The 25,873-nt window shown below is 54.4% G+C and carries 21 protein-coding genes and 1 tRNA gene; 7 read left to right on the top strand and 15 right to left on the bottom strand.

All coding sequences use genetic code 11. From position 1 onward, the window contains the following. Positions 1-77: 77 nt before the first annotated feature. The gene (locus BHK98_RS09580; RefSeq protein WP_075713747.1) at positions 78-2,345 is read right to left on the bottom strand and encodes a choice-of-anchor I family protein; all 2,268 of its coding nucleotides are present in this window, start codon (positions 2,343-2,345) and stop codon (positions 78-80) included. A gap of 360 nt (positions 2,346-2,705) precedes the next feature. Here BHK98_RS09580 and BHK98_RS09575 point away from each other — a divergent pair. From BHK98_RS09575 to BHK98_RS09560, 4 genes are all read left to right on the top strand, one after another. Continuing rightward, positions 2,706-2,781, top strand: a tRNA-Arg gene (locus BHK98_RS09575). Between the two features lie 448 nt (positions 2,782-3,229). Beyond that, complete coding sequence (locus BHK98_RS09570; RefSeq protein ID WP_075713745.1) at positions 3,230-3,406, top strand: type II toxin-antitoxin system HicA family toxin; 177 nt, start codon at positions 3,230-3,232, stop codon at positions 3,404-3,406. 26 nt (positions 3,407-3,432) lie between these two features. Further along, positions 3,433-3,810, top strand: a complete 378-nt coding sequence (locus BHK98_RS09565) for a type II toxin-antitoxin system HicB family antitoxin (RefSeq protein ID WP_075713743.1) — start codon at positions 3,433-3,435, stop codon at positions 3,808-3,810. A gap of 370 nt (positions 3,811-4,180) precedes the next feature. Then, positions 4,181-4,711, top strand: coding sequence for a YgjV family protein (locus tag BHK98_RS09560; protein WP_075713741.1), 531 nt, complete (start codon positions 4,181-4,183; stop codon positions 4,709-4,711). A 279-nt stretch (positions 4,712-4,990) separates the two neighbouring features. Here BHK98_RS09560 and BHK98_RS09555 read toward each other — a convergent pair whose 3' ends face one another. The 5 genes from BHK98_RS09555 to BHK98_RS13380 form a co-directional block, all read right to left on the bottom strand. After that, a complete protein-coding gene (locus tag BHK98_RS09555; RefSeq protein ID WP_075713739.1) occupies positions 4,991-5,752 on the bottom strand; it encodes a 4Fe-4S double cluster binding domain-containing protein in 762 nt (253 codons plus the stop codon). Then, on the bottom strand, positions 5,749-6,555 hold the full coding sequence (locus BHK98_RS09550; protein ID WP_075713737.1) for an epoxyqueuosine reductase: 807 nt from the start codon (positions 6,553-6,555) through the stop codon (positions 5,749-5,751). Before BHK98_RS09550 ends, BHK98_RS09555 begins: the two co-directional genes overlap by 4 nt. Positions 6,556-6,584: 29 nt before the next feature. After that, positions 6,585-7,364: a 4,5-DOPA-extradiol-dioxygenase gene (gene ygiD / locus BHK98_RS09545; RefSeq protein WP_075713735.1), complete on the bottom strand. Its 780-nt coding sequence runs from the start codon at positions 7,362-7,364 to the stop codon at positions 6,585-6,587. Positions 7,365-7,754: 390 nt separating this feature from the next. Then, positions 7,755-11,723 (bottom strand): Ig-like domain-containing protein, encoded by a 3,969-nt coding sequence (locus BHK98_RS09535; protein ID WP_075713731.1) that lies wholly within the window; start codon positions 11,721-11,723, stop codon positions 7,755-7,757. 100 nt (positions 11,724-11,823) lie between these two features. Continuing rightward, positions 11,824-12,177, bottom strand: a complete 354-nt coding sequence (locus tag BHK98_RS13380) for a hypothetical protein (RefSeq protein ID WP_143404579.1) — start codon at positions 12,175-12,177, stop codon at positions 11,824-11,826. Between the two features lie 171 nt (positions 12,178-12,348). Between BHK98_RS13380 and BHK98_RS09530 the strand changes: the two genes are divergently transcribed. Beyond that, complete coding sequence (locus tag BHK98_RS09530; protein ID WP_075713729.1) at positions 12,349-13,086, top strand: LytR/AlgR family response regulator transcription factor; 738 nt, start codon at positions 12,349-12,351, stop codon at positions 13,084-13,086. Next, positions 13,034-14,908, top strand: coding sequence for a GHKL domain-containing protein (locus tag BHK98_RS09525; RefSeq protein ID WP_075713727.1), 1,875 nt, complete (start codon positions 13,034-13,036; stop codon positions 14,906-14,908). The genes BHK98_RS09530 and BHK98_RS09525 overlap by 53 nt, the downstream gene beginning before the upstream one ends. 188 nt (positions 14,909-15,096) lie before the next feature. Here the strand turns inward: BHK98_RS09525 and BHK98_RS09520 are convergent, their stop codons facing one another. From BHK98_RS09520 to BHK98_RS09500, 5 genes are all read right to left on the bottom strand, one after another. After that, positions 15,097-15,945 carry a 3-hydroxybutyryl-CoA dehydrogenase gene (locus BHK98_RS09520; RefSeq protein ID WP_075713725.1) on the bottom strand — a complete coding sequence of 283 codons (849 nt, stop codon included), beginning with the start codon at positions 15,943-15,945 and terminating at the stop codon, positions 15,097-15,099. Positions 15,946-16,058: 113 nt separating this feature from the next. Continuing rightward, positions 16,059-17,135 (bottom strand): hypothetical protein, encoded by a 1,077-nt coding sequence (locus BHK98_RS09515; protein ID WP_075713723.1) that lies wholly within the window; start codon positions 17,133-17,135, stop codon positions 16,059-16,061. Further along, entirely contained in the window at positions 17,135-18,772 is a 1,638-nt protein-coding gene (locus BHK98_RS09510) for a ClC family H(+)/Cl(-) exchange transporter (protein WP_075713721.1), read from the bottom strand. Before BHK98_RS09510 ends, BHK98_RS09515 begins: the two co-directional genes overlap by 1 nt. 9 nt (positions 18,773-18,781) lie before the next feature. Further along, positions 18,782-20,290: a DUF1846 domain-containing protein gene (locus BHK98_RS09505; protein WP_075713719.1), complete on the bottom strand. Its 1,509-nt coding sequence runs from the start codon at positions 20,288-20,290 to the stop codon at positions 18,782-18,784. Positions 20,291-20,305: 15 nt separating this feature from the next. Continuing rightward, entirely contained in the window at positions 20,306-20,749 is a 444-nt protein-coding gene (locus BHK98_RS09500) for a YwiB family protein (protein ID WP_075713717.1), read from the bottom strand. 174 nt (positions 20,750-20,923) lie between these two features. On the opposite strand from BHK98_RS09500, the gene BHK98_RS09495 reads away from it, so the two are divergent. Further along, positions 20,924-22,687 (top strand): S1C family serine protease, encoded by a 1,764-nt coding sequence (locus BHK98_RS09495; RefSeq protein ID WP_075713715.1) that lies wholly within the window; start codon positions 20,924-20,926, stop codon positions 22,685-22,687. A 156-nt stretch (positions 22,688-22,843) separates the two neighbouring features. Here the strand turns inward: BHK98_RS09495 and BHK98_RS09490 are convergent, their stop codons facing one another. Genes BHK98_RS09490 through tadA form a run of 4 tightly spaced genes read right to left on the bottom strand, consistent with a single transcriptional unit; the run spans position 22,844 to position 25,857 of the window. Then, positions 22,844-23,527, bottom strand: a complete 684-nt coding sequence (locus tag BHK98_RS09490; protein ID WP_075713713.1) for a GntR family transcriptional regulator — start codon at positions 23,525-23,527, stop codon at positions 22,844-22,846. Between the two features lie 16 nt (positions 23,528-23,543). Continuing rightward, positions 23,544-24,491: a 4-(cytidine 5'-diphospho)-2-C-methyl-D-erythritol kinase gene (locus tag BHK98_RS09485; RefSeq protein WP_075713711.1), complete on the bottom strand. Its 948-nt coding sequence runs from the start codon at positions 24,489-24,491 to the stop codon at positions 23,544-23,546. 2 nt (positions 24,492-24,493) lie between these two features. Continuing rightward, entirely contained in the window at positions 24,494-25,381 is an 888-nt protein-coding gene (locus tag BHK98_RS09480) for an Ig-like domain-containing domain (protein WP_075713709.1), read from the bottom strand. Then, positions 25,378-25,857 carry a tRNA adenosine(34) deaminase TadA gene (gene tadA / locus BHK98_RS09475; RefSeq protein ID WP_075713707.1) on the bottom strand — a complete coding sequence of 160 codons (480 nt, stop codon included), beginning with the start codon at positions 25,855-25,857 and terminating at the stop codon, positions 25,378-25,380. The genes BHK98_RS09480 and tadA overlap by 4 nt, the downstream gene beginning before the upstream one ends. Between the last annotated feature and the right edge of the window lie 16 nt (positions 25,858-25,873).

Raw genomic sequence — 25,873 nt, 5'->3', positions numbered from 1 at the left:
AGACGGCAGAAGCTTTGAGGTTTTTCAGCGCGTCGCATTTGCGCGCTGAATCGAACCGGCTGAAGTTTGTGCCTGGTTCAGCGAACGGTTACTTTAAGCCTTGTATACACTCCGTTCTGTGCATATGCGTAGATGTAGCACACGCCCTTGCTCTTACCGGTGATCTTTCCCCTGCTGCTGACAGCAGCAATCTTGCTGTTGGAAGTCTCGTATTTGATTCCGCGGCAGTTCTTCAGCGTCAGTCTGGAGGACGCTTTGGTCTGCCGGGCCTTAATCGTGTAGGATTTTCCGGCTTTCAGCTTTTTCAGGGCCGTCTTGGCCTTCGTGCGGCTCTGGATGTTCACCTTGCTGACGTTCGTGTAACGGCCGCCCTTTGTCGACGCATAGACGGGTCTGGATTTCGCAATCGCCTTTCCCTCGCCGTCTGTTGCGATTACAACGAATCTGTAATATTTACCCTTCTTCAGCTTCCCGGATGTGATTTGCTTCACTGTGAGACCGGTCCCTGACGTTGTCGTCAGCTTCTCCAGCTTTTTCGTTTTGCCGTATTCGGAAGCGTAGACAGTATACTTCTCCGCCCCGCTCACCTTTTCCCAGGAAAGCTTCACGCTGGTCGCTGTCTGCTTCACCGAAGCCGCCTTCAGAGTACGGAACGACATGACGCTTTTCTTCACTGCGGGAGCGGTCTGCGCTTTCGGCAGCTCTCCTACGGCATACGCCGCCACGGTGCCGCTTACCTCGAATGCACTCAGCAGAATCGGGGTTTTGGACGGTGAATCCGATGCGCTCACAAAGGCAAGTCCTTCCGGCGCGACGTCTCCCTTCAGGGATTCGACGCCCTCGCCCAGCTTCGCCGGATCCTCGCTGAAATCACGGCTGTTGATGTAATTACTGTACTGCGCCTTCTCCGGATTTGTCACGTCGTAAGCCATAATGCCGCCGATCCGCTCCAGGCCGATGAACGCATAGGTTTTTCCGTTCACAGTTCCAATGGTTACGTTTTCGGCCTCCGGTCCCTTCTTGCGGGAACGGCTGTCGATGAGGTTATCGTCATTGGAGCAGTTGAAGTAGGAAGCCAGAGTCTCTGCTGTCTTCTTCTCGAATTCATTTCCGCTGTCATAAACCTGCTTCAGACCGCTGTCCTCAACTTTGTATATCGAGAAGGACCGGCCGCCGAACAAAACTGTTTTCCCTTCAGGAAGTCCATCGGTAACATCCGCCTTAATCGCGCGAACTTTCTTCGCCTCGGTTCCGGCTGCGGAAGTAATGGTCACCTTATCTTCATTCGTATAATCTCCCCATTCTCTGGCGTCTCCTTCATTAGCCGTCGCGATGTACTGCTGCCCGCCGGATTCCCAGGCTGCAATGCCGTCCGGCATGTACGCACCGACCGCATCCGGATAGACGGCGGCCTCGTATTTGTCGTCCTCAAGAACATCGATGGCGTTGCTTTCCTTGCTCAGATCCTTATATCCCAGGGAATACACACCGTCATAGCTTCCGGTTTCAAGATTCAGCACCGCGACTGCATTGGCCTCCTGCAGAGTGACATAGGCCCTGGTGTTGCTCGCCGCAATGTATTCCGGCTCCAGATCTTCGGAAGGGGCGGTGCCCTTGCTCAGAATGATATTCTGCTGCACCAGCTCGTCTCTCTTACTGTCAAAAGCTGTGAAGTCAGCATCCTCGGATTCGCTTGCCGCAGGGTTTTCATGGTTGACACGAATCACAGACACGGAACCCTTCGGATCGGTGATTCCGCTGCCGATTCCGTTTCTCGGCTCTCCCTCATTTGCCGCCAGCACAGTATTGCCATCCGGCGTGAAGGTCACCATATCCGGCTGGAATCCCGCCGGAACCATTCCTAGGAAGTCTCCGTTTTTCCTCAGGAACGCGATATACCCGCGCTTGTCATACGATTTGTCCTGCAGCGCCACCGCCACCAGATCGTCCTTTGTACTTACCGCAACAGAGGTCATGTCTCCATAGGTGAACGTGCTCTCGGCCTGCGCCGCCTTCCCGCTGATGTCGATGGACGTTGCGGTCATCGCATCAGACCTGGCTCCGGTCACATTCCCCATGCTCAGGATATCCAGCTTTCCCGTAGCGCCGTTGACCACCCACGCGTTGTTGTTGTCTTTGTCGTATGCAACTATCTCAGCTACGCCGCCGTCCTTGTCTGAAATTCCCGAAACACAGGAGCCGATCTTCGTCAGATTCACTCCCTTGCCGTTGTCAAAGCCTTGAGCCTCTGCGGACGTGTCCGCAAACGCCGCCTGCGCCGGTAAAACAGTCACAGACATCATGGCCGCCAGCATCAGAGCCGACGCCTTCCTCATCTTACTCATTCGTCATCTCCTTTCTTGTCACCAACTTTCCTCTGCACTCATGATAACGGATTTCTGTAAAATCTCCGACGGGCACAAAGTTAAAGTTCTGAAAAATATCGGCGGGGTCGGCGCGAGAATTGCCGGACAGCAGGGACAATGTGCCGGGTCGGCGGGCGGCGCGTAATTCACGCCGTCAGACGCACGAGGCCGACAGGAAATACATGTACCGGCGCAAGTTGATGAACTTGCCGGGGCTGGCGCGGGAGATGACTCCCTGCGACCGCGAATCCACATCTCTATAGCTTCTACAATTTTACCGTCGTCATTGATTCCGCCCTTGAAAAACAGCCTGAAGAATGGTATTATAAATGTTGTTAAGCCTCAGTAGCTCAGGGGATAGAGCGTCGGTTTCCTAAACCGTGCGTCGGGTGTTCGAATCGCCTCTGGGGCACCATTCTTAAAAGCCTTGCAAATGCTGAAATTTCAACGTCCATGCAAGGCTTTGTTTTATGTGTTCTGTGGTAATATCTTACATAAATCAGCGAAAAAGTGAGGAAAAGTGTGTATAAAGGTGTCGTACCCTGCGTCGTACCCTTTTATATTTGTTCACAATCCGTCGTTAGCAACGCACTTTTAAAGAAAAGACCTGCTTAAACTTCTTGAAAAGGCATTGGCTAGCGAAATTGTCGACAAACTCGTAATAACCATTAAACCTAAATAAGCTATTCAAGCAGGCGGGCAGATGTTAAACCACCCGCCTTATTTTACACATAAATTATTACAGGTGTCAAGGGAGGCTCTAGCATGGGTGGTCATCGGCACATATGTCTTTACATAATTTACGTATTTATTATCGACATTACGTAATTTACGTATTATAATAGATTTGTAAGGGAGTCGAAATGAAGGGAAAAGAACTTGTAAAACTTCTTCAACGTAATGACTGGGAAATCGACAGAATCCACGGCAACCACTACATTATGAAAAAGAGCAATGAAACTGAAACAATTCCCGTTCATAACACGGGCATTCCAAAAGGTTTATTAAATGCAATAATGAAACGGAGAGGGCTTAAATAGTTCTCTCCACGAAAGGAGAATAGATTATGTTAAAGGTATATCCCGCTATATTTCACAGAGAAGATGGCTTTTGGGTAGAATTTCCCGATCTCGCAGGCTGCCAATCCTGTGGAGCTACACTTGAGGAAACTATGGAAATGGCAACAGAGGCATTAGGTTTGTATCTGGCCGATCTTGTCGAAAATGGCAAGGAACTTCCACCAGCAACCGATATTTCAAACTTAACTGTCTCTGATGGCTTTGCGAACTATGTAAGTGTCGATGTAAACAAGTACCGTCGCAATACAAAAGCCGTTAAGAAGACGTTATCCATACCGGCATGGCTTGCGGAAGAAGCCGAAGAAAAGCATGTGAGCTTGTCAAAGGTTTTACAGGACGGGCTTAAAGAAAAGTTTGGATACTAAATAATGCGTGCTCAGCTATCGAATATGCTTGAAATATCAATAATGCAGGGAGCATATTCGGTAACCTGCTGCAAGGTTTTCAAACGTTTCATCCGAAAACCTTGCAGCAGTGGGATTCGGGAACGACCGAATCCCTGAGCACAAGCATCAATTAGTGTCTGCCGGCGCACCCGCCCATTGGATTGTACGCCGCGGCGATGTTGATAAGCTGTCGTCAGCGCCCATTAAGTTCGACGGAAACTTAATGAGCAGACACTAAATAAGAGGAATGAGCGTAGGTGAGTAAAAATATTTGTGATGAAAATATAGCAGTTCTTAAATTCTTTTGAACATGTGAAATCTCAATCGTAATTTGCAGGAGGGCTCGGAAATGGTGTTAGATAAATTCATTTTTGTTCAGATAATAGGTTTTTGTGGAACTATATTATTCTTCTTTTCTTTCCAATGTAGAAATAACAAGAATTTATTTCGCACGCAACTGTTCTCATATGTCCTTTATACGATTCATTTAATTTTACTTGGAGCATATACCGGCGGAATTAGTTATATCATCAATGTATTTAGATCTTTTTGTCTTGGGAGCAACTGGAAATTCGCTCACAAAAAAGCTATGTGTGTTTTTATCTGTTTTATGCAGTGCGTTGCACTCCGCTTTACATGGAATGGCTGGATTTCTATGCTACCGGTTATTGCGAACATAGCTGCCACGATTGGAGGTTATACGCATAATGCTCAGAAAATCAGGCTTGTAAATATGCTTATAAATTCTCCTCTTTGGATTATATATAATGTTATTGTCGGATCTTGGGCCGGAATCCTTGATGAAATTGTAAGTGAAGCATCAATGCTTATTTCTATAATGCGTTATGGCTGGGCAAATTTAGATAAATCAGATGAATAAATTCCAAGCTATTCATCAAACTGTTTCTGAAAAAATACGCAAAATGCGGCTAATGCTGCCGAGAACCCAGGTAGCTTTGAAACCGGGACGCAGATTCCGCCTGAATCCGGTTATGATTTTCGCTATCACAATCCGGTGTGTTCGCCGTCGAATTTCACGAGAAACACCTGATCGGCAGAAACTGCTTGTCTGTGATATTCAGGGGTGCGAAGAGGACGATCAGTGGGCACAACTGAAATACAGGATCTCCGCTCCCTTTCCCAGAAGTTTTTCTTCCTCCTATTCTGCGGGGCAGGCGGTCATGCAGGCCATGCATTTCAGGCGGGTGTGGGTCCCGGGGCTGCTGTAATGCGCCGGGTCGTTCCGGTAATTTACGCATTTTTCGCGTACAAAGGAAGTCCCGGTGAGGGCCCCTGCGGGGCATGCGTCGATACATTTTCTGCAGCTTCGGCACGGACTGTCCGCCGGATCCACATCCGGGAAACGGTAATCGCCTCCCATCAGCGGAGCGTCTGTCACGATTATACCGGCGCTGACACGGCACCCGTAAGCGCCGGCCAGGAACCGCCCGTTCCTGCCCGCATAGCCTTTGTGGCTGGCGGCCAGCATCGCGGAGAGCGTCGGATCAGGTATCGCTTCCGGTGCGATGATTTCCGTCTGATAACCCTGTATTTCCAGCTTCTCCCGATACTCCATCAGGTAGTTCTCAGCAATAAGCTGAGCGGCAGTCACCGGTCGGAAACCTTTGTTCCCGGGGATGTCCTGCTCCGCATAAAGAAACATATCACGAATCGTCTGTCCGAGTACAACAGCGCCGCGCGGTGTGAAGCGGAAGCCGTCGAACATCGCCCTCTCTTCATCGGAAAGACGCGTCAGATCTATCGCGCAGTAAATCGGAATATGGTCTGAGAAGGCCGCTTCCTGAAGAAGAAATGTCAGCTCCCGCCGGTTCTGCGTTTCAGCGTCCCGGCGCTGGTACTCCTCCGGAATCTGCGCGGTCACCTGCTCCCTGCTTCTTGGAGATTTCCAGTCTTTCTTCATTTTGTTCCCTCCCACTTCAGCGGACCGCCCGGTTCTTTCCGCCAGTTAAGCTCGCCTTTGGGGCAGACAGCCAGGCACAGGTCGCAGTCCCTGCTGACAAATTCACTGTAATACTGCTGGTTTGGGCGGGCGTTAATCATCGCCTCACACTGACGCGCATGAAAAAAGCCGTCTCCCAGGATTGCTCCGCTCATGCAGATTTTCTGACAGGCGGTGCAGTCGCCGCAGCCGGACACTGCCGCCGCATTTGGATCCGGCGAGGCTTCGCCTTTCTCCGTCACCGTATCGATGTCAGCGGGGCTCCTGTCCTCTGCAGCAGTTTCAGCTCCGGCCGGCGTTGTCGGCTCCAGAGGTGCGTCCGTAGCCAGATAGATCATATTGATTCTGGGTCCGTATTTAGGCGTTATCAGTGCGTTGCTCTTTCCGATGTAGCCCATGCCGCAGCTGGCGGCAGCATCGCCAAAGCGGACGCCGGTAGAAAAAAGACCTCCGCCATAGCTTTGTCCCCCAAAGGTGTGATACCCCTGCTGCCGCAGAAAACGTTTCACAAGCAGAACTCTTCGATCCAGCTCCAACAGCGCGGTGGAATAGAATTTCCCGCTCCGGCCGTTCCTCACCCATCCCCGGAGAAATGTGTCCGGCAGGCCTACTCCGATTATGATGACAGCCCTGGCTGACGGGAACATATCCTCGGGCCTGCGCCCCGGCCTCGCTTTCTCATTCATCAGCTCTACATCCGCGATTCCGTATAGGTCGATATCGTTTTCATCCATGCACTGCTTCAGTTTATCTGTTATATTCATCGTCCAATTCTCCTCGCAGTCACAAAACTTTATCTCTCTCCGAACACAAAGCCTGTCATCGCCATGGAGCCGAGGCTGCAGACATTATTGAATATCCGGGCGCTGTCGCCGTCCGCCGCGCCGAGGCAGTATATCAGCGGAAGAAAATGCTCCGGCGTCGGAACCGCATACGCCGCTTCCGGACCGGACTCATAATTCACGACCTTGTCGGTTTCCCCTGTCAGAACCGCGTCTGCGATATATCGGTTAAAGGCCTCCGCCTGCCCGGTTCCGCCGGGATTGTCCCAGTCGACCAGGCGAAGGTTGTGAACCACGTTTCCGCTTCCGAAAATCAGATAACCCTCTTCCCGCAGCACGGCAAGCTTTCTCCCGATTTCCAGCGCGTCCGCAGCGGTTCCCGTACTGTCCACTGAAAGCTGCACCACAGGAATATCCGCCTTCGGGAACATATGAACCAGAACCGACCAGGTGCCGTGATCGATTCCCCATTCGTCATTCGCCGCGACCCTGCTGCCGAGCAACGCCCGCACCCGGTCAGACAGCTTTTCACATCCGGATACGGGATAACGGACCTGATACAGCTCCTCCGGAAAACCATACATATCGTAAATCTGCCTTGGATTTTCGGCAGTCTGCACGAAGGTTCCCCTCGTGTACCAGTGCGCGGAAACGGACAGTATCGCCTGCGGCCGGCCGTGCTCCTTCAGAATACGATCCCCTGTATGACCCATTTCCTCCGTCAGTGCATCCCTGCGGAGGGCAATCATCGGATCTCCGTGCCCGGAGAACACTACAGGCATTTTATTCATACAATCATCTCCTTTAATAAGCCGGACAGGACGAACCGCCCCGGCTCTTTTTTCTGCTTTGATTATAGGTGCGTCGTGGAGAATCGTCAAGCCCGTCGAGCCCCGGAGGCGGTCGGCGTCCCGCGGGCTGCAGGCCGGTTGCCGGAGTCTTCTGCGCGTACAAAATTTAACGGGCGGCCGGCAGAGCCGGCGCCTTCCTTTTTAACAATAAGAAACCTGCCGCACGGAGCGTCGGGAATCAGTTTCACTGACTTCGTATGCTTCGTGCGGCAGGTTTTCCGCGGCAGCTTCTGCGCTGCCCTCTGGTTCACCGCGTCCTGTTCGTGTCGGGGGACAGAGGAGCGGACGCGGTGAGTTGAAGGTTGTGTGTTATGACTTTATTCAAACGGTTTACTTCACGACTGTAACATATACAACCGCGGTCATACCGTTCAAAGCTGTAGCATTGATTCTGCAGGTTCCCGCCTGCTTGCCCTTTATCGTACCGTCAGCCGCCACGTATGCGATGGACGAATCCGAAGAGCTGAATCTGACGTACATGTCATGGTCGTAGTCCAGGAGGCTGCGGCCCTTCTTGAGCTTGGTCACCTTGACCTTGACCTTGTAGCTTTCACCAACAGAGAGGTTGACATACTTGTCCGGTACAGAGATGGATTTCGCATCAGTGTACTTCTTGCTGTATCCGCCTGTAAGCGCGTGGGCAACGCTCGCGGAAGCAACGATAACCTTCTTGCCGTTAACAACCTTGTACGCTTTGACTTTGTACTTATACGCCGTATTCTTCTTCAGGCTTCTCATCACCGTGCTGGTGCGGGACTTGCTGTAGGTCTTGTAACACTTCATGTCGCGTCCGCACTTCGCATAGTAAACCATGTAGCCGTCAATCTTGGTCAGCTTGCTCCATTTCAGAGTCTCCGTCGTCTTTGTGCGCGGCGCAGCCTTCAGAACAAGCGCCGGCTTGTAAATCTTGAACTGCACGTATCCGGAAGCCAGCTTGCTGAAGCCCTCGGTGCCGGTTACCGTCGCTTTGACGTAGTAAGTGCCCGGCATGGTCGGAGCGGCGCTGAGCTGCTTCTTGCTGCTGCTGTAATACGTGTAGACGACGTCTCCGTATTTCGCCTCGGCGACCGGCTTCTTCGCAGTTTTTCCGTATGTCCAGTTGTCGATGGACAAATCCTTTGTCCACTCATTATCATCCTTTGTGATGAGATAAGGCAGCGTAATCGTTCCGTCGCCGTCCTGATCGCCGTCATTCCACGCATAGATGGAAGGATCCTTGAGCTTCAGAACAACCTTGTATTCACCGGCGTCGATTCCGCCCTTGTTCTCAACGACCTCGTAAAGCCCGGACTCCGGAATCTCCGCGGTCTGCAGCTTTCCGTTGTACTTGGAGGCCTTCGTGTAAGCCGGAATGTCCACAACGAGTTTCTTAATCGTGAACTTCACAGTCTTGGATTCCAGCCCCTTATAGTTGTCGGTCTCCTCGACGATCGCCTTGACGTAGTAGGCGCCCGGTTTGGTCGGAGCCTGGTCAAGCTCGTTCATATCGGTGTCATAGTACTTGTATGTGACCGTTCCGTACTTTGCAGCCGCGCTTACCTCAGCCGGATCTCCGTCGTAATCCTTGCTCTCCGCCTTCAGTTCGCCGGTCCACTCGTTGTCGGCCTGAGTGATCCGGAAGGATACCTTGTCGGATTTCAGACCGGTGTAGTTATCGGTTCCTGCGACAGAAGCCTCCACAAAATATTTGCCCGGTCTGGTCGGAGCGCTGTCCAGCTTCTTCAGATCGCTGTCATAGTAGGTGTACTCGACATCGCCGAATTTCGCCTTTGCAGTCACTTCCGCCGGATCTCCGTCACAATTCTTGCTCGTAGCCTTGAGTTCTTCCGTCCATTCGTTCTTCGCCTGAACGATCTTGTACTCAAGCTCATGCTGCTTCGTCAGAGTGCCGTCCGCCCATGTGAAGTTGTCGGTTTCCGTCAGCTCGATGTAAGCGGTATAGGTTCCAACATTGACGTGCTCCTCGTTCTTGGAGGGAACCTCGTTGTAGTACGGGCTCTTCGGAATGTCTGCCTTCTGTGCCTTGCCCGTGTATGTGAGGTCTTTCAGGGTCGGAATTTCGACCTTGGCTTTAGCAATCTTGAAGGACACTGAAGTCGAGATCTCATCGTAATTGCCGTTCCCCGGAACGACTGCCTTCACATAATATGTTCCTGCGCCTGTTTCCTCATCGATATCGATTTCATTGGTGCAGGCTTTGTCTGTGTAGTAGTGGTATTCCACCTTGCCCCATTTCGCCTCGGCGCTCGGCTCGTTCGGCGTTTTGCCGTACGCCCAGCCCTCGATGCTCAGAGCCTTTGTGAACTCGTTCTCACCCTTGGTGATCTTGAATTCTGTGGTCGCGATGCTGCCTTTGCCGCCGTACCAGCGATAGTTCGCGGAATCCTTCAGCTTCAGCTTCACGGTATAGGTACCCGCGCCTGTCACCGCTTCATAGTCGTACAGCCCGTACAGCTCGGAATCGATGTCCGGCGTCTGCGCCTTGGCGTTGTAGACCTTGGACTTCAGAGTCGGAACCTTGACGGCCTGTCTTTCGATATTGAACTTGACATATCCGGACTCCAGAGCCTCATAATTGTCCGTACCGTTTACAAATGCCTTGACATAGTAGGTGCCGGCATTCTTCGGTTTGGAAATCCGGGTATAGCTGTTGCCGTCCTTCTCGTAATATTTATATTCACTGACTCTACCGAAATGCGGTTCTGCGGCCGGTGAAGAGGCTTTGTCGCCATAGGTCCAGTCTGCCATGCTGAGAGCGGTATCCCAGCTGTTCTTCGCCTTGGTGATCTTCCAGGAGATTTCTTTGTCCTCGCTGGTTCCGTCCGCCCATGTACAGTTGGCACGATCGCTCAGGCGCAGAGTGACGGTATAGGTACCGACATCTGTGCCGCCTTCGTCGCTGACGATGGTATAATCCTTGGTTGCCTTGAGTCCGGAGGTCTGCTTCTCACCGGTGTACGCCTTGTCGGCTGCTGCCGGAAGAACCACGCCGGTCTTCTTGTCGTAAACCTGGAACTTGACTTTGCCGGAGGTGAGCGCCTTGAGGCTGTCGGTCGCTTCTACATAAGCCTCGACATAGTAGGTTCCCGCCGCGCTGACCTCTGATTTGGCGATGGCGCTGCCGTTCTCATCGTAATACTTGTACTGAACGGTTCCCCACTTCGCCTTGGCGGTGGGTTCCTGTGCGGTTTCACCGACTCTCCAGCTCTGGATCTGCAGACCTTCGATCCAGTAGTTCTCTGTCCTGGTGATGATGAACTTGACGGTGGTCGTCTTGGTGTCTCCGTTGGCCCAGACGTAATTGTTCGTATCCTTCAGCGTCAGAACCACATCATAGGATCCGCCGTCTTTTCCGCCGTTGTTCGTGGTGACGGCGTATTCAGCGGTATCCGCGATGTCCGCCTTCTGCGCCTCGCCGTTGTATTCCTTGGAAGCGACGGTCGGCACAGCCACCTTCTTCTTGTTGATGGTGAATTTCACGGTCTTGGGATCGGTGGATCCGTCTTCCCATGTATATCCTGATTTCAGAGTCAGGGTGATGTCGTAGGTGCCGGCGTCAGTGTGGACCGCATTCGCGACTGTATAGGCGTCACTGTCCGTAAGACCGGTGATCTCCGCTCCGGTGTAATCCTTTGTTACCGTTCCCGGAACTGACACGGCGCTCTTTTTCAGGATCCTGAAGGACGCTGTCGCGGAGTCGCTCTTGTAGTTATCGGTGCCCTTTGACGTCGCCCTGACATAGTAGGTTCCCGCGGCGGTCGTGGAGGAAATCGCGACCGGAACTGTGCAGGCCGCATCCTCATAATATGCATAGGTGATCGCGCCGGACTCATACTTGGAGGATGCCGACGGTTTGCCCGGCGTATTTCCGTATGTGAAGTCCGCCATGGTCAGTCCGCTCACGGTGTTGGTATCCTGCGTGATTGTGAAATCCTGCGTCACGGTTACCGCATCATAAGTCACCGTTCCCAGCGGGTCAGACGGGAAATGCAGTCTCAGGGTATAGCTGCCTACATCTGTGGGCTGCTCGTCCGTAACGGTCGTGTCCCCTTTCTTAGTATAACTTATCGACGGGTCGTTCTCGTATGAGCCGGAATCCCAGCTCACCTTCTTTGTCTTCCCGCTGTAAACAAAACTGACATTAGTGCCAGATTGTCCGTTGATGCTTGCGACCGGCTGCTTCGGAGCTGTGTTCGCATATGTGGTCTGCGGCAGCATGATCGTCAGCATCGAGATTGCCAGCATGACGGCCAGGATAGCAACTCCTGCCTGTTTGCCGGCTGTTTTCAACGCTTTCATAGAATGTCTCCTCTCTTTCATGTGTGAAAACGATTAACGGGTAATAATAACGATATATATCACAGAATCCCCGGCGCGCTGCCGGAGTTCGTTCTGTGGCTCATATTAATTCCGCAGGCTGGTGAGCTGTGAGTTCGCCGGTCTGCAGCAGCCCGCATCTCCGCCCTTTTTCAACCGAATCCGCACCCTGAACCAGAGAGCGCGGCAAAGCGGATAATTCGGTAATTTTTTTCTTTATCTTACTCGGTCGACTTTTTATTTTCAATAGTTTCGGAACCAATGACCGAAAATGCGGTACCAAAACCTCTTTCCCGCCACAAAACCTGCGGGCAGGATCGGTTTCTCCTTTTCCGCATATCGCTGCGGGAGTTCTTTTACCTGATTTTATTATTTTTTTACCCGCATGAAAATAACGAAAAATGCCATTTTCGTTGACATAATTCGTACTTGACAAAGCATATGTTTTCTGCTCACAGAGCAATTACAATGCATGGAAGAAATCCTTCCGGAGCCGTGTCCTCTCCGGAAAAGCCCGATTTTTTTAAATCTCATTGACGAAGTCTTTTCTCATCGTTTAAGATAGTGATGTCAGAAATCAAATCAGGAAGATAAAGAAAGGTTTTGAATGGAAGCTTTGAAGATCGCGGTGTGCGATGACCAGGAGGAAGAACAGAAAAGGCTGAAAGAAATACTGCGGAAAATCCAGGCGCCGCCGGTCACGGCGGTATTCTTCAGCCGGGGAGAGGATCTGCTGGAGAAATTCTCGGCGAATACATATGATCTGATTCTCATGGATATCTATATGGAAGGCATAAACGGAATCGACGCCGTCGCGAAAATCCGTGAGAAGGATCCCGGCGTTCCGGTTGCGTTTATCACGTCCAGTCTGGACTTCGCGCTGGACAGTTACCGGCTCTCTGCCATCGGCTATATCGAAAAGCCGTATGAGCCGGAGGAAATCGAAAAGATCCTGAATCTCGCCCGCACGTTGAAGATCAACACGCCTTCTCTTTACGCACAGAAAAATCACGAAACCATCCGTGTGCCCTTCCGGGACATCCAGTATCTGGAGCAGCAGCGTCACCAGGTCAGCATCGTGTGCAGCGACGGGCGATCTGTTCTGGTCTACGGCAAAATCGCCGACATGATGCTGCAGCTGGACGATGACCTTTTCTGCCGCACCCACAAAAGCTTCTGTGTGAATATGGATTTCATCCGCTCCGTCAACCCGGAGCTCCGGTGTCTCGTCATGAAGAACGGCACGAACGTCCCTGTTCGCAGGGAAATCTATCCGAAAGTCAGGAAACGCTATGAAAATCACCTCTTCAGCAAAGCAAGAAAAAATCCGTCTGAACCGCAATAATATACGGACAGTCTCCGCCGCACTGCGGGCTGTTCTTCTGTTCCTGATCCTGCTGAGCATCATTCTCACGCTGGCTCCCCAGCGTGACTTCGAGTCATATCCGAAAAAGGAAGCGGCGGTTATCAGCCGCGTGACGATTACGGTGAACGGGAAGACAAAGGACATGCAGCTTCCGTGCACGATCCGGACAAAAAAAGCCCGGACGCAGGTGACTGTAACCTTTCAGGTGCCGAAACGCGCAGAGGCGCGGGATATGCTGTACGTAAAGACCGTCTACTGCCCGCTCACGGTTTCCCTCAACGGCCGGACTCTGGCGCAGCTGGGCGACCTGAGCTACTACCCGTCCTTTATGCGCGATCCCGCGACGGAGGTGCGTTTTGTGGCTCTGCCGAGCGACGCCGGGGAACGGACGATCACCCTTACATACCTCTCTCCGGAGGGCCGGGACTACATCGCGCTGCACGCCCCGATAATCGGGAAGGTCGGTCCCGTAACCTCGGTGCTGCGTCAGGACCGACAGTTTCCGTTCGCGCTGGCCCTGCTGCAGATCTTCATCGGCGTCAGTGTCATGCTCGTCACCGCCTCCGCGCTTCGCAGGGAATCAGACATCCGCGCCGTCTTCTGGCTCGGACTCTTCTCCCTCTGTGCCGGAATCTGGGAGCTCGGCGAGAACAATCTGACCCTCCTGCTCTTCGACAAGCCGGCCCTGCTGTATATTCTGGATTTCATGGGGCTGGAATGCCTGCTGATCCCGTTCATCCGCTTCCTGCGGTGCATCCTCGACCTGACACGGGCCAGGCTCATCGTTCCTCTGGACTGCCTCGCCGCGGCCGCACCCATCGTATCTCTGACGCTGCAGCTCACCGGAACCGTTCCTCTGTATCAGAGCATCAAGTTCTTTCATATACTCATCCCGACAGGGTTCCTTTATATTTTGTTCCACAGCCTCCGGGAATACTGCAGAAAACGGGACAGCAACTCTCTCCACATCGTCTTCTCACTGCTGATTCTCTTCACCTCCGCCACGCTGGAAGCGCTGAACTACTATCTGCGCCTCCTCTGGCAGAATGCGCTGCTCTTTGAAGCGGGCATGACGATATTCATCCTGTACTCCGGCTTCCTCAGCGTCCGTTATTTCTATATGACCAGCCGGCAGAGGAAGAAGATGGAGACGGATATGCGGATGATGACCATCGAGGCCAGGGAACAAAAGAAACACTCCCTGCTCATCATGGAGAACGAGCGGAAGACACGGGCGCTGCGTCACGACATGCGTCAGAGCCTGATCGCGATAAAGTCCCTCGCTGAACAAAACAATACAGCGAAGCTGATCCGCTATATCGATTCCCTCGTCGATCACATCCCTTCGACGGTTCGCACATACTGCGACAATCCGATGATTAACGCGATTGTCTCCTACTACGCATCGGCCTGTGAACAGCAGGGAATCGAGTTCGAAGCGCATCTGGCGATTGCCGCGGACGATACGGCGATGCAGATTCAGGATGTGGATCTCTGCGCGGTGTTCGGAAACCTGCTGGAAAACGCGCTGGAGGCCTGTGAACGCATGGAGACCGGCAGACGCTTCGTCACGCTGAACAGCATCTGTCATCTCAATACCCTCACCATCGTGATGGACAACAGCTACGACGGGAAGGCGGAACGCTCCGGCGAGCTGTTCCGTTCCGGCAAACGGGACAACGGCGAGGTGGGCATCGGGCTCTCCTCCATTCGGGGCATCGCCCGGATGTACAGCGGCGACGCCCGGTTCGATGCCGACGGGACGGTCTTCCGCTCCTCCGTGTATATGCATCTGCAATAGATGACGATGGCGCCGGATGCGAGGTAGAACGCGGACACACCCGAATGCGGCGGACTCCCCGCCATGAGGACATCCGCTCCGGCTGCACAGATCCCATCCCCGCGGCACACTCCGCGGAGATTTTTCTTTGTATAAAAAAGAGCCGCCGCATAGCGACAGCTCTGTAAAATCTGCTTATTCAGCTACTCTTATCTGCTGTAATCGAAGAATCCGGATCCGGTCTTCATGCCCAGCTTGCCTGCCGCTACCATCTGGCGGAGCAGGATGTTCGGACGGTACTTGGGATCGCCGAACTGCGTGTACAGCACTTCCATGATGGCCAGGCAGACGTCCAGACCGATCAGATCGCCCAGAGCGAGAGGTCCCATCGGGTGGTTGCAGCCCAGTTTCATCGCGGTGTCGATGTCTTCTGCGGATGCGATTCCTTCATTGAGGATTCCGATCGCCTCGTTGATCATCGGAATCAGGATTCTGTTGACGACGAATCCCGGCGCTTCCTTAACCTGAACCGGCGTCTTGCCCAGAGCCTCGGACAGTTCTGTAACCGTCTTGTTGGTCTCTTCGGAGGTCAGAAGTCCGTTGATAATCTCAACCAGCTTCATGGCCGGAACAGGATTGAAGAAGTGCATTCCGACAACCTTGTCCGGTTTGCTTGTGGACATTGCGATATCGGTGATTGACAGCGAGGAAGTGTTGGACGCGATGATGCATTCAGGCTTGGTCAGCTCGTCAACCTCTTTCAGCAGAGCCTTCTTCGCTTCCATATTCTCTGTAGAAGCCTCGATTACCAGATCGACGTCAGCGATGATGCTCAGTTCTGTGGAACCGCTGATTCTGCCGAGAGCCGCAGCTTTATCCTCCTCGGAAATCTTTTCCTTTTTAACCAGCTTGGACAGGTTCTTCTCAACCTTGGCCATGCCCTTGTCAATGGATTCCTGATGTCTGGCTCTCATTACCACTTCATATCCGTTCTGAGCCAGTACCTGTACGATTCCGGCACCCATGGTGCCCGTTCCTAATACACCAATTTTTTTCATTTCAGAAAACCTCCTATATTTGTGTTAATCACACATATTTACTGGGCGAATCTGTTAAAAAATTAACTTTATGTCGCAATTAAATTATAACACATTCCAAACTAATGTAAACCCTAATTCTGTAAAATAAACTCGGTTATTCCGCAGGAAATCTGAAGATAGCAGAGCAGTTCCCCGTAGTCCCCGGGCGTCATTGCGTCCAGGGTAATCAGTGTTCCTGTCCTTTCCTTCCACAAAGTCCTCATCGACGATCTCGCCATCTCGTTCAGTGAGCCGTCCGGATCCGCGCCGGGAAACGGCGGGAGCATGATGTCGGCGTCCTCTCCCTCACAGAAGATCTGCGTACAAAACACGTCCCCCCGGAGCGCATCCCCCTCCCGGGGCATGAACACCGCTCTCGCGTCAATCCCCGCAGCTTTGTGCAGGGCGGCGAGCCATTCCGCCGCGCCCGCCAGCTCCTCCTGCCAGTACACAACATCCTCAGCGCCGCAGCGCGCCAGATAAAGACTGTAAAGATCCGCGTCCCGATCCCACCACGTGCTGGCCAGCATGCGCCGGAAGCCGTCTGTAAACGCCGAAACGTCCACGCCTGCCAGAATCGCGGGGACTAGCATCGCATCTGTTCCTGAAGCCTCCGCCTCCCGGACGTCCTCCTCCAGCAGATGAATCTCATGTCCGCCGGCAGACGCCTCCTCCGCCAGATACCGGGAGCCGCCGCTCAGCACGATCCGGATGCGATGCTCCGCCTCCCCGGTCCCGTACCGATCCTGCAGGAACTTCCGCACCGCCGCGAAGGCCGTCCGCTGAGCCGTCGTCTCTTCCCCGCAGGAGAAGGCGACCATGCCGCAGCTGTATTTCTCCATTTCCCGGAACAGCCGCCGGTACGAGCAGGCCGAAAGCGTCCCGCTGAAAACCGCGAGCTTCTTCCGTCCGTTCCGCGGCAGCGCCCGGAGCATTCCGCGGAGCATGGCGGCCATGCTCCCCTCCGCCGCGAGTACAATCATGTCGCAGCGCTCCGCAAACTCGCTGAGCTGCAGCTCCAGCTCCTTCAGGCGCCCCTCTCCGGGACTGATTCCCTTCCGGATCCAGGATCGTTTCCAGAGCTCGTCAAGCGCCTTTCCGCTCTTCTCTCTCCACAGACGGATTTCCGCCTCATCACCCGCTCTGCTGTTATCTGCTCTGATTCCCATTATCGTATCCTTTCCGTGCGGCACAGCTTCTTCAGAACGCGGTCCGCCTCATCCATTCTTCCCTGGCTGCACAGAATTGTCAGCCTGTCTCCGCCCTTCAGCTCCGTATCTCCTCCGGGCACCAGCTCCTCCGGTCCCCTGAGTACTGAGACCACCAGGCAGCCCCGGGGCAGCTTCATCTCCTTCAGCTTTCGTCCGTCCATGACGCTGGAAATATAGACGTCGCTTTCAATCAGCACCTTGTTCCTGCGCAGACGGTCCGTCATGCCGCAGTCCGGATCTCCGCGGAGCATCCTTTCCAGAAGCTGCTGATAAATCGGCACGCTCCCCAGGAGATCCGCCGTAATGTACGCCACCAGCGCCACCACGCTCAGTGCGAGGAAATTGGTGAAATCTCCGACCATCTCCGTAATCAGGATTACGCCGGTGACCGGCGACCGGACAATTCCGGCGAAGTATCCCACCATTCCGTAGATGACAAAGTTGTCGATATAATACTGCGGAATATCGAGGATCTGCGTCACCGCTGTGAAGTACAGACCTCCTGCGACTCCGCCGATGACCAGCAGCGGCATGAATATCCCGCCCGGTGCTCCGGCGCTGAAGCTCAGAATCGAATAGCAGAACTTCATCACCAGAAGCAGTGCCAGAGCCGACAGAACAAATTTCTCATCCGCCACCTGCGTTACAAGCCGGTATCCTCCTCCCATCGCAAGAGGGTACCAGAGACCCAGGGGAATCAGCAGCAAAAATGGCACCGCCAGACGCCCTGCCTTCGACGGGATTAAATCGTAGAGATCCTGAGTAAACGCGATGCATTTTCCGTAGATCATGCCGAAGAAGCCCAGCAGCACGCCCAGCACCGCCAGAGTCCAGTACAGCGACAGGGGCAGCGCCTGACGGATGCTCAGGTCGAAGACCGGCGTCAGTCCGAAGACATAGAACGCCACGAAGTCTGAGGCGATGGACGCCGCCATGCTCCCCAGGAGCACGTCAGTGGAAAAGTTTTTGTGCAGGCCCTCCAGCGCAAACACTGCTCCGGCCAGCGGAGCACTGAAGGCGCAGGACAGCCCCGCCGCCGCACCGCAGGTCATCAGCAGTTTCTCCTCCGTAGCCAGGCGGTCGATGAGCGAGGAAAAGCCCTTGCCCACCATGGCCCCGAGCTGGATGCTGGGTCCCTCTCTTCCAAGGGAAAGCCCCGCGCCAATAGCCAGTGTGCCGCCGATAATCTTGGCCGGAATCACCTTCCACCACGGCTGGAACACCCGTCCCCTCAGTTCTCCCGCCACCTGGGGGATTCCCGAGCCGGCGCACAGCGGAACCAGACGCACGCAGAGCCAGGTGCCCAGAAAGCATCCCGCCAGAACCAGCAGCAGAAGCACCGCCATCCGGGGATGCTGCATTATCGCCGTCCCGGGCGGCTGCATATCCGGCACGCCCGACATTCCCGCCGATTCCGCCGCTCCCCCGGCGGCCTCACGCAAAACAGAGTCCCTCAGGGACTCTGCAGCAATCAGGATCCGCCGGAAAAACGACACGACGATCCCCGTAAGGACGCCTATACAGCAGCCCTGCAGGATCAGCGGATAGCGGATCTCTGAAATTCTTTCAATTGCCTGTTCAGCTTTACTCTTCATATCCGTACATCAGTTCGTATAGAGGTTCGTCGTGACATACTCCGGATCGCAGGTCACATCGATGCCCAGCGACTGGAGCACCTGCTCATCCTGGTCGCTCAGAATCGCGGTGCAGTGCGCCTTGCAGCCGCGCAGCTCTGCCAGCTTGCGGGCAGCGTATTCCGCGGCCGGATTCTGCGTTCCGGACACGGTCAGTGCGATCAGAACCTCTTCGCAGGTCAGAGAGGAACGATCCGACCGGAGCACCTCATCCTTCATCTTCTGCATCGCGTCAAACACCTGCTTGGTAATCAGGAGCATTCCGTCCGGCAGTCCGGCCAGATACTTGATGCTGTTCAGGAGCACCGCAGCTGCGGCAACCATCCTGCGGGAGCTTCTTCCGGTGATGATTTTCCCGTCCGGCATCTCCATCGCCATGACCACAACATTCTCGTACCGGGAATCGCACTCCCGTTTCTGCTCCGCGTATTCCCGGGCCGGCAGCACCACGGGCCGGTCCTCAACCTCCATACCGACTTCTTTCATCAGCAGCTCCGAACGTTCCAGCGAACTCTCGGAGATCTTTCCTTTTTTATAATCCACCTTCGCAATAAGGTATCTGCGGATTATCTCCTGACAGGCCGCCTCGCGGCATACCTCATCGTCGGTGATTCCGAAGCCTGCGCGGTTAACGCCCATATCCGTCGGCGACTGGTACAGAGCTTCTCCGGTAATCTTCTCAATAATCCGGCGGACGACGGGGAAAACCTCCATGTCCCGGTTGTAATTTACCGCGGGCACGCCGTAGGCCTCCAGATGATAGGAATCGATCTGATTCACGTCCTTCAGATCTGCGGTCGCCGCCTCATAGGCGATGTTCACCGGATGCTTCAGCGGCAGATTCCAGATGGGGAACGTCTCGAACTTGGCGTAATTCGCCCGGATGCCGCGGCGGTAATCGTGGTAGAGCTGGGAAAGACATGTGGCCAGCTTGCCGCTGCCTCCTCCCGGACCGGTAACCACCACGAGAGGCTTTGTCACCTCAATGTATGAGTTGGCACCGTAGCCCTCGTCGCTGACGATCGTATCCACGTCGGTGGGATAACCCTTTGTGAAAAAATGCTTATACGTGCGGATCCCCCTGCGCTCCAGCTTGTTGATGAACATGTTCACCGCCGGCGCGTCCTCATACCGGGTGACCACCACGCTGTTGATCTGCAGATCATACCGGCGGAAATTGTCGATCAGCCGAAGAACCTCCAGATCGTAGGTAATCCCGAAATCATGACGTGTCTTGCTGGTGGTGATATCGCCGGCGTAGATGCAGATGATGATCTCCGCCTCGTCCTTCAGCCGCTGCAGCAGCTTGACCTTGGCGTTTTCATCGAAGCCCGGCAGCACTCTGGCCGCGTGCTTGTCATGCACCAGCTTGCCGCCGAATTCCAGATACAGCCGCTCGCCGCTGGCGTGACTGATTCTCTCACGGATATATTTTGACTGTTCTTCAATATACTTCTCTGCGCTGAACCCGATCTTCATCTTTCCTCCAGAACTCTATTTGCCACTGTTTGCTTCGTTTACTTCTATATGCAGCTCGTTACGGCCTTCCGCCATCCCCTCCAGGCTCACATGGTAGTCCACACTGATATCGCCGAGTCCCTCCGGAGAGAGATTGTTCTCCACGCGGTTCGTCAGAACCTCCATGTCCATGGTGCCGTAGGGCGTCTCATACTTGCCGAAAAACCGCTGCCCCTTCCGGAATTCCATTTCCATGCCGTATCCCGCGCCCCGGCCGATCCGTTTCATCCTCACGGAATCGTCCTTCAGCCGCAGGCTGGTCTTACAGCCCGGAAATCCCGAAAACTCACTTTCCTCATAGATCAGATAGGTGGCGCCGTTTCTTTCATAGAGCTGTCCCTCGGTGACAAACTCCATCTGCTCCTCCGCTTCATCGCCGGAATACTGCTTTCCGACGATTTTCAGCATGATCTCTTTCATTTCGATACCTCACTGTCATAACGCTGCTTTAACAACTTATTTTACCATAACATTGACGGTTTGCACACATAAAAAACACGAACCGGACCCATAATTTAGCCATCGGGTGGTATAATACCATCAGCAATATCCACAGATATCTCACTGTCGTTTAATTCATGGAGGTATACATATATGGACAAATGGGATGACTATAAATTCAGAAGGTCCCCGGAGGAGACCCTTCCCCGGCAGGACGGACCGTCACAGTCCCCCGGTAATACGGATTCCGGAGCGGACGCTTTCTCTTCCGGCACAAAGCATGATTCGGATGCCGTCTCCGCCGGAGCTTCAGGCACAAAGTATAACGGAGACGCCGACCGGGCCGGCGCAGCAGACACGACCGACGCGGCAGGCACAAAATACAGCGGGGACGCCGACCGGGCCGGCGCAGCTCCGTCCGAGGCGCCGGATCCTTTTTCCGGCACAAATGCCGGTCCCATCGGTGTTAAGGAGACCGGCTCCGATACGGGAGCCGGCGCCTTCGGCTCATCCGTCGAAAATACGGCAGGCAGCGTGAGCATCGGTGATTCCGGGCCGGACACCGATTCCGCGGGCAGTTCCGGATGGACGGACTGGAACGACACAGCAGGAAACACAGCCGAAAACTCATCGGCTTACGGGTACACTGAAACCGGAGGAAACGCCGCGGCCTACGGGAGCACCGAAGCAGGCGGGAACGACACAGCCTACGGATACGGCGGCGGATTCGACGGCGGCGGAAACGGCAGCGGATACAACTACGGCTACACTGTTCCGCCGGGAGGCGGGCAGAAGAAGGCTGCACAGCCGATGCAGATTACCAGAAAAGCCTTTGTCCTCATCCTGATTCTGGCCATGCTGGTCACCTCCCTCCTCACTGTCGGAGGCATCGCGCTGTACGACAATCATTTTGCAACAGGGGCAAATCAGGCGACGAACTACACTTTGTCCTCGTCGACGGAGTCACTCTCCTACAAGAGCATCATCTCCAAGACCAGCGACAGCGTAGTGTCCATCACGACAGAATCCATGTCCACAGACGCGTGGGCGCAGAATTATGTCACAAAGGGAGCCGGCAGCGGCGTCATCATTCAGTCCAACGGCTACATCATAACCTGCAACCACGTCATCGAGGGTGCGAGCAAGGTTACTGTCACGCTGAAGAACAAAAAAACCTATACGGCAACTGTCGTCGGAACCGATTCTGACAACGACATCGCCGTACTGAAGATACGGGCAACGGGGCTGTCCGCCGCCACCTACGGGAACAGTTCCAAGCTTCAGGTGGGCGACCAGGTCGTAGCGATCGGAAATCCGCTGGGCGAGCTGAGCAACACAGCCACAACCGGCATCATCAGCGCACTGAACCGGAATCTGACGATTGACGGAAAAAAGCTGAATCTGCTGCAGACAGACGCCTCCATCAACCCGGGCAATTCCGGCGGAGCGCTCTTCAACTCCTCCGGCAATCTGGTGGGCATCGTCGTGGCGAAGTCCTCCGGCTCGGATGTGGAAGGACTGGGGTTTGCTATCCCCATCAACAAGGCGGCGAAAATCGCAAAACAGATTATCAAGACAGGAAAGAGCACCAGCTCCGGCAGTTCAAACAGTTCCAGCACATCCGGAGACGCGGCCATCGGCGTCACGGTAACGGAGCTTTCTGAAAGCGAAGCGAAAAGCTCAGGCTATGATGCGGCGGGGGTATACATCTCCTCCGTCACCAGCGCTTATGCGCGGTCCGCAGGCCTGGAGTCCGGCGACCGCATCGCGGCCGTGGACGGGACGTCTGTGTCCAGTCTGACCGCTCTGAAGAGCGCACTCAAAAAACATTCGCCCGGAGACAAGGCGAAGATTACGATCGTGCGCGACGGTAAGAAACATACTGTCAGCGTCAGGCTGACCTCCGCCAGCAATTAAGCCGGCAACCGTGCTCCGGGATTCGGCTGTCGCCGAAACCTGCTGCCGTGGAGCACCGTGTCATATATATAAAAGAGACCGCTGCCGAAGGCGGTCTCTTCATTTTTCGGTTTTTGTTAGTATAAGGCGTTGGCTTATCCGGTTCACAACAGGAGTTTACCGTTTACTGTGCTCCTGGAAAGCGTCTTTCCCCTCGTTGATGACGAAATCCTTCAGCTTCTTGACATGCTTGTCGGACACCTCTCTGGCGTTCTCGGGATCGCCTCCGCGAATCGCCTCAACGATATTCATATGCTCGGTCGGCATATTCTCGTACCGGGTGAAATCATCGTAATACAGATACCGGAAGCGCAGCGCCAGTTCCTGGATGATCTCAAAGAGACTGCTCAAGGTTTTGTTCCCCGACATCTCAACAATCGTCCGATGAAAACCCTCGTCCTCATGGATGATCTTCTCCATATCTCCGGCAGCAATGGCATCGCTGTATTCCGTCGTCATGGCATCCAGTCTGTCCAGCTCCTCCCGGGTGATGCGCTGAGAGGCGAGCGCCGCCGCCAGACCCTCCAGCGACTCGCGAACCACCAGCGTGTCCACCATATCCTTCACCGAAATGTCCGATACATACGCGCCGCGCCGCGGCTCGATTACAACCAGACCGTCCTTCTCCAGCTTACGGGTCGCCTCCCGGACCGGCGTCCGGCTGACTCCCATTTCCTCCGCCAGCTCCACCTCCATCATCCGGGTGCCCGGCGCGATACGTCCCGTCAGGATCTGCCGCTTCAGCTGTTCGTACACGATTTCCCGAAGGGGCCTGTGGTTCTGTAATTCAAAGTCTATCATTCTCTTCCCTCACACTTTACTTCATCGTCCGGGTCCAGTAGGCCTCATACCCCTGTTTCCGGAGGATCCTGCATGATTTCTGAGCGTCCTCCATCCGTCGGAACACTGCGAAAACAGTGGGACCGCTTCCGCTCATCAGCGCCTTCTCCGGATGCAGCTGCTCCATTCTTTCTTTTAATTCCGCAACCTTCGGATAGGCCGCGAGCGTATAATTCTCCAGGACATTGATGAAGTCCTCGTAGACGCTCCCGTCCCTGCCGCCGTCCTCCTCAAGTCTGCGTGCGAGTCTCCGGTTGTCCGGCCGCTCCGGAATACCGCAGCTGTCGATGCCCCGGTACACCTCCGCCGTTGAAACACTCAGCGCCGGTTTCGCGATGACAACGGGGCGGTCGATCCCCCGCAGCGGCTCCAGCACAGTTCCCCTGCCGGTTGCCCTGACACAGGATGCCGCCATGGAATCGCGGCGAACCGCGGCCGGAAAGCCTTTGTTTCCCCGGGCCTGCCCCACCGCGCTGAAGGGCACGTCAGACCCCAGTTCCCCGCAGAGACTGCAGATTTCTCCCAGCGTCAGTTTCAACCCGAACATGACATTCAGTCCGTGAATCACTGCCGCTCCGTTTCCGGACCCGCCGGCAAGTCCCGCCGCGACCGGAATCCGCTTCAGAATATTGATTTCCAGCCTTCCGGATTCCCAGGAGCTCCCGTACCGGCCAATCATCAGCTCCGCCGCACGCCAGGCCAGATTTCGCCGGTCAGTCGGCAGATAATAGCGGTTGGTGCGGACAGAAATCCCGATATCGCCCTTCTTTCCGCCGGGAAATCTCACGAAGCGCAGCTGCACATCGTCATGAAACGCCAGCTGCTGCATGATCATATCCACTTCATGGTACCCCTGCGCGTCGCAGGCTCCCACGTCCAGAGACAGGTTTATCTTGGCAAAGGACCGGACTGTAATCTCTTTCATGATTATTTCTTCTTTTTCCCTTTCGGGTTCTTGCCGTAGTTTGTAGCCTTCAGCTCCGCTTTTTTCCGGGCTTCCTCTTCCTTCTTCGCCTCAGCGAGAGCCTTCCGTCCGGTCTTGTAGGTGCAGCCTGCCGCAGCGATGGGCCGCGGACCCTTTACATGATAGCAGCCGTCGTCCTCTCTGGCGTAGTACTCGTCCAGCTCTTTGTCACGTCTGGCGCGGGCCTCCTTAGCGGCGTTCTTGCGGGCGACCTCCTTCTCATGCTTGGCGAGAACCTCCTCCACGGACTTGCCGGTGCGTTTGGCTTCCTTATATGGATTGAACGGCTCTTCCTTCTCGTCCTTCTCGTTCTCGTCGCTCTTCTTTCTCTGCTGACGCATGGAGAATACCATCATTCCGCCGAACATCAGGAACATCATGACCATGTAGATGACTGTGTTGCGGCCCTGGTTCATCGTGCGGAAGCTGATCTTCACGTCTTTTCCGAGTTTGTTTCCGTCGTTGTCAACAAAATCTCCCGAAATGGTGGCCGTGTAGACGGTGTTGTCCTTGATGGTATTCTTGCCCTTTCCGGTGGTCTTGACTTTATTGGTGTCAATCAGCATCAGAACGTATTTCGGTTCCTTGCTGTTGTAATAAATCAGCGTCGGATAGGAGTGTCCCGTGGAATCTGTAATCTTGAACTTGTCTTTGTTCGCCGCCCTGGAGGCCTTGTTTCCGACTGCGTGATTGAAGTAGACCTTGACGCACATATTGTCCTTGGTCGTATTCTTCGCCCCGTTCTTCGGGTATGTGTTGGTCACCTGGAACGATGACGCCCCAAAACTGAATGTCGCAGCAAGCATTACCATAAGCGCGGCAAGACACGCTATCGCGCCTGTTCTTTTCATACTAAAGTCCTCCGATTCTGTTTTCTTGATTTTCTGAGATCCGAAAAAAACTCTTTCAGGATCCGGGAGCAGTCCTCTTCCAGAACGCCCGTCTCCACCTCAATATTGTGGTTGAGCCGCGGTTCCTCCACGATGTCAAATACGGACCCGCAGGCGCCCGCCTTCGGATCCATCGTGCCGATACAGAGCTTCTCCATCCGGCTCCAGACCAGCGCGCCTGCGCACATGGCGCAGGGCTCGCAGGTGACATACATGGTGCAGCCGGGAAGTCTCCAGCCTCCCAGCCGTTCTGCCGCCTGGCGGATGGCGTTCATTTCCGCGTGGGCCGTGGGATCCTTCCGGGTCTCTGTCAGATTGTGTCCCCTGGCGATGATCTCGCCGTTCCGGACGATCACCGCACCGATGGGAACCTCCCCCAGCCGGAACGCCTTCTCCGCTTCGTTCAAAGCTTCTTTCATATATTCGTACTTACTCATACATCTAAAAAGTATA

This window comes from Hornefia porci, assembly GCF_001940235.1.
Classification (GTDB): Bacteria; Bacillota; Clostridia; order Peptostreptococcales; family Anaerovoracaceae; genus Aminicella; species Aminicella porci.
Note: the sequence above shows the minus strand (reverse complement) of the source record. Positions and strands in the feature narration are given on the sequence as shown.

Bases quoted from the DNA above. Each gene is read 5' to 3' on its own strand.
- BHK98_RS09520 (WP_075713725.1), bottom strand. From the start codon at position 15,945: ATGAAAAAAATTGGTGTATTAGGAACGGGCACCATGGGTGCCGGAATC.
- BHK98_RS09550 (WP_075713737.1), bottom strand. From the start codon at position 6,555: ATGAATATAACAGATAAACTGAAGCAGTGCATGGATGAAAACGATATC.
- BHK98_RS09580 (WP_075713747.1), bottom strand. From the start codon at position 2,345: ATGAGTAAGATGAGGAAGGCGTCGGCTCTGATGCTGGCGGCCATGATG.
- tadA (WP_075713707.1), bottom strand. From the start codon at position 25,857: ATGAGTAAGTACGAATATATGAAAGAAGCTTTGAACGAAGCGGAGAAG.
- BHK98_RS09515 (WP_075713723.1), bottom strand. From the start codon at position 17,135: ATGGGAATCAGAGCAGATAACAGCAGAGCGGGTGATGAGGCGGAAATC.
- BHK98_RS09500 (WP_075713717.1), bottom strand. From the start codon at position 20,749: ATGAAAGAGATCATGCTGAAAATCGTCGGAAAGCAGTATTCCGGCGAT.
- ygiD (WP_075713735.1), bottom strand. From the start codon at position 7,364: ATGAATAAAATGCCTGTAGTGTTCTCCGGGCACGGAGATCCGATGATT.
- BHK98_RS09525 (WP_075713727.1), top strand. From the start codon at position 13,034: ATGAAAATCACCTCTTCAGCAAAGCAAGAAAAAATCCGTCTGAACCGC.
- BHK98_RS09510 (WP_075713721.1), bottom strand. From the start codon at position 18,772: ATGAAGAGTAAAGCTGAACAGGCAATTGAAAGAATTTCAGAGATCCGC.
- BHK98_RS09480 (WP_075713709.1), bottom strand. From the start codon at position 25,381: ATGAAAAGAACAGGCGCGATAGCGTGTCTTGCCGCGCTTATGGTAATG.
- BHK98_RS09490 (WP_075713713.1), bottom strand. From the start codon at position 23,527: ATGATAGACTTTGAATTACAGAACCACAGGCCCCTTCGGGAAATCGTG.
- BHK98_RS09565 (WP_075713743.1), top strand. From the start codon at position 3,433: ATGTTAAAGGTATATCCCGCTATATTTCACAGAGAAGATGGCTTTTGG.
- BHK98_RS09530 (WP_075713729.1), top strand. From the start codon at position 12,349: ATGGAAGCTTTGAAGATCGCGGTGTGCGATGACCAGGAGGAAGAACAG.
- BHK98_RS09555 (WP_075713739.1), bottom strand. From the start codon at position 5,752: ATGAAGAAAGACTGGAAATCTCCAAGAAGCAGGGAGCAGGTGACCGCG.
- BHK98_RS09495 (WP_075713715.1), top strand. From the start codon at position 20,924: ATGGACAAATGGGATGACTATAAATTCAGAAGGTCCCCGGAGGAGACC.
- BHK98_RS09485 (WP_075713711.1), bottom strand. From the start codon at position 24,491: ATGAAAGAGATTACAGTCCGGTCCTTTGCCAAGATAAACCTGTCTCTG.
- BHK98_RS09505 (WP_075713719.1), bottom strand. From the start codon at position 20,290: ATGAAGATCGGGTTCAGCGCAGAGAAGTATATTGAAGAACAGTCAAAA.
- BHK98_RS09560 (WP_075713741.1), top strand. From the start codon at position 4,181: ATGGTGTTAGATAAATTCATTTTTGTTCAGATAATAGGTTTTTGTGGA.
- BHK98_RS09570 (WP_075713745.1), top strand. From the start codon at position 3,230: ATGAAGGGAAAAGAACTTGTAAAACTTCTTCAACGTAATGACTGGGAA.
- BHK98_RS09535 (WP_075713731.1), bottom strand. From the start codon at position 11,723: ATGAAAGCGTTGAAAACAGCCGGCAAACAGGCAGGAGTTGCTATCCTG.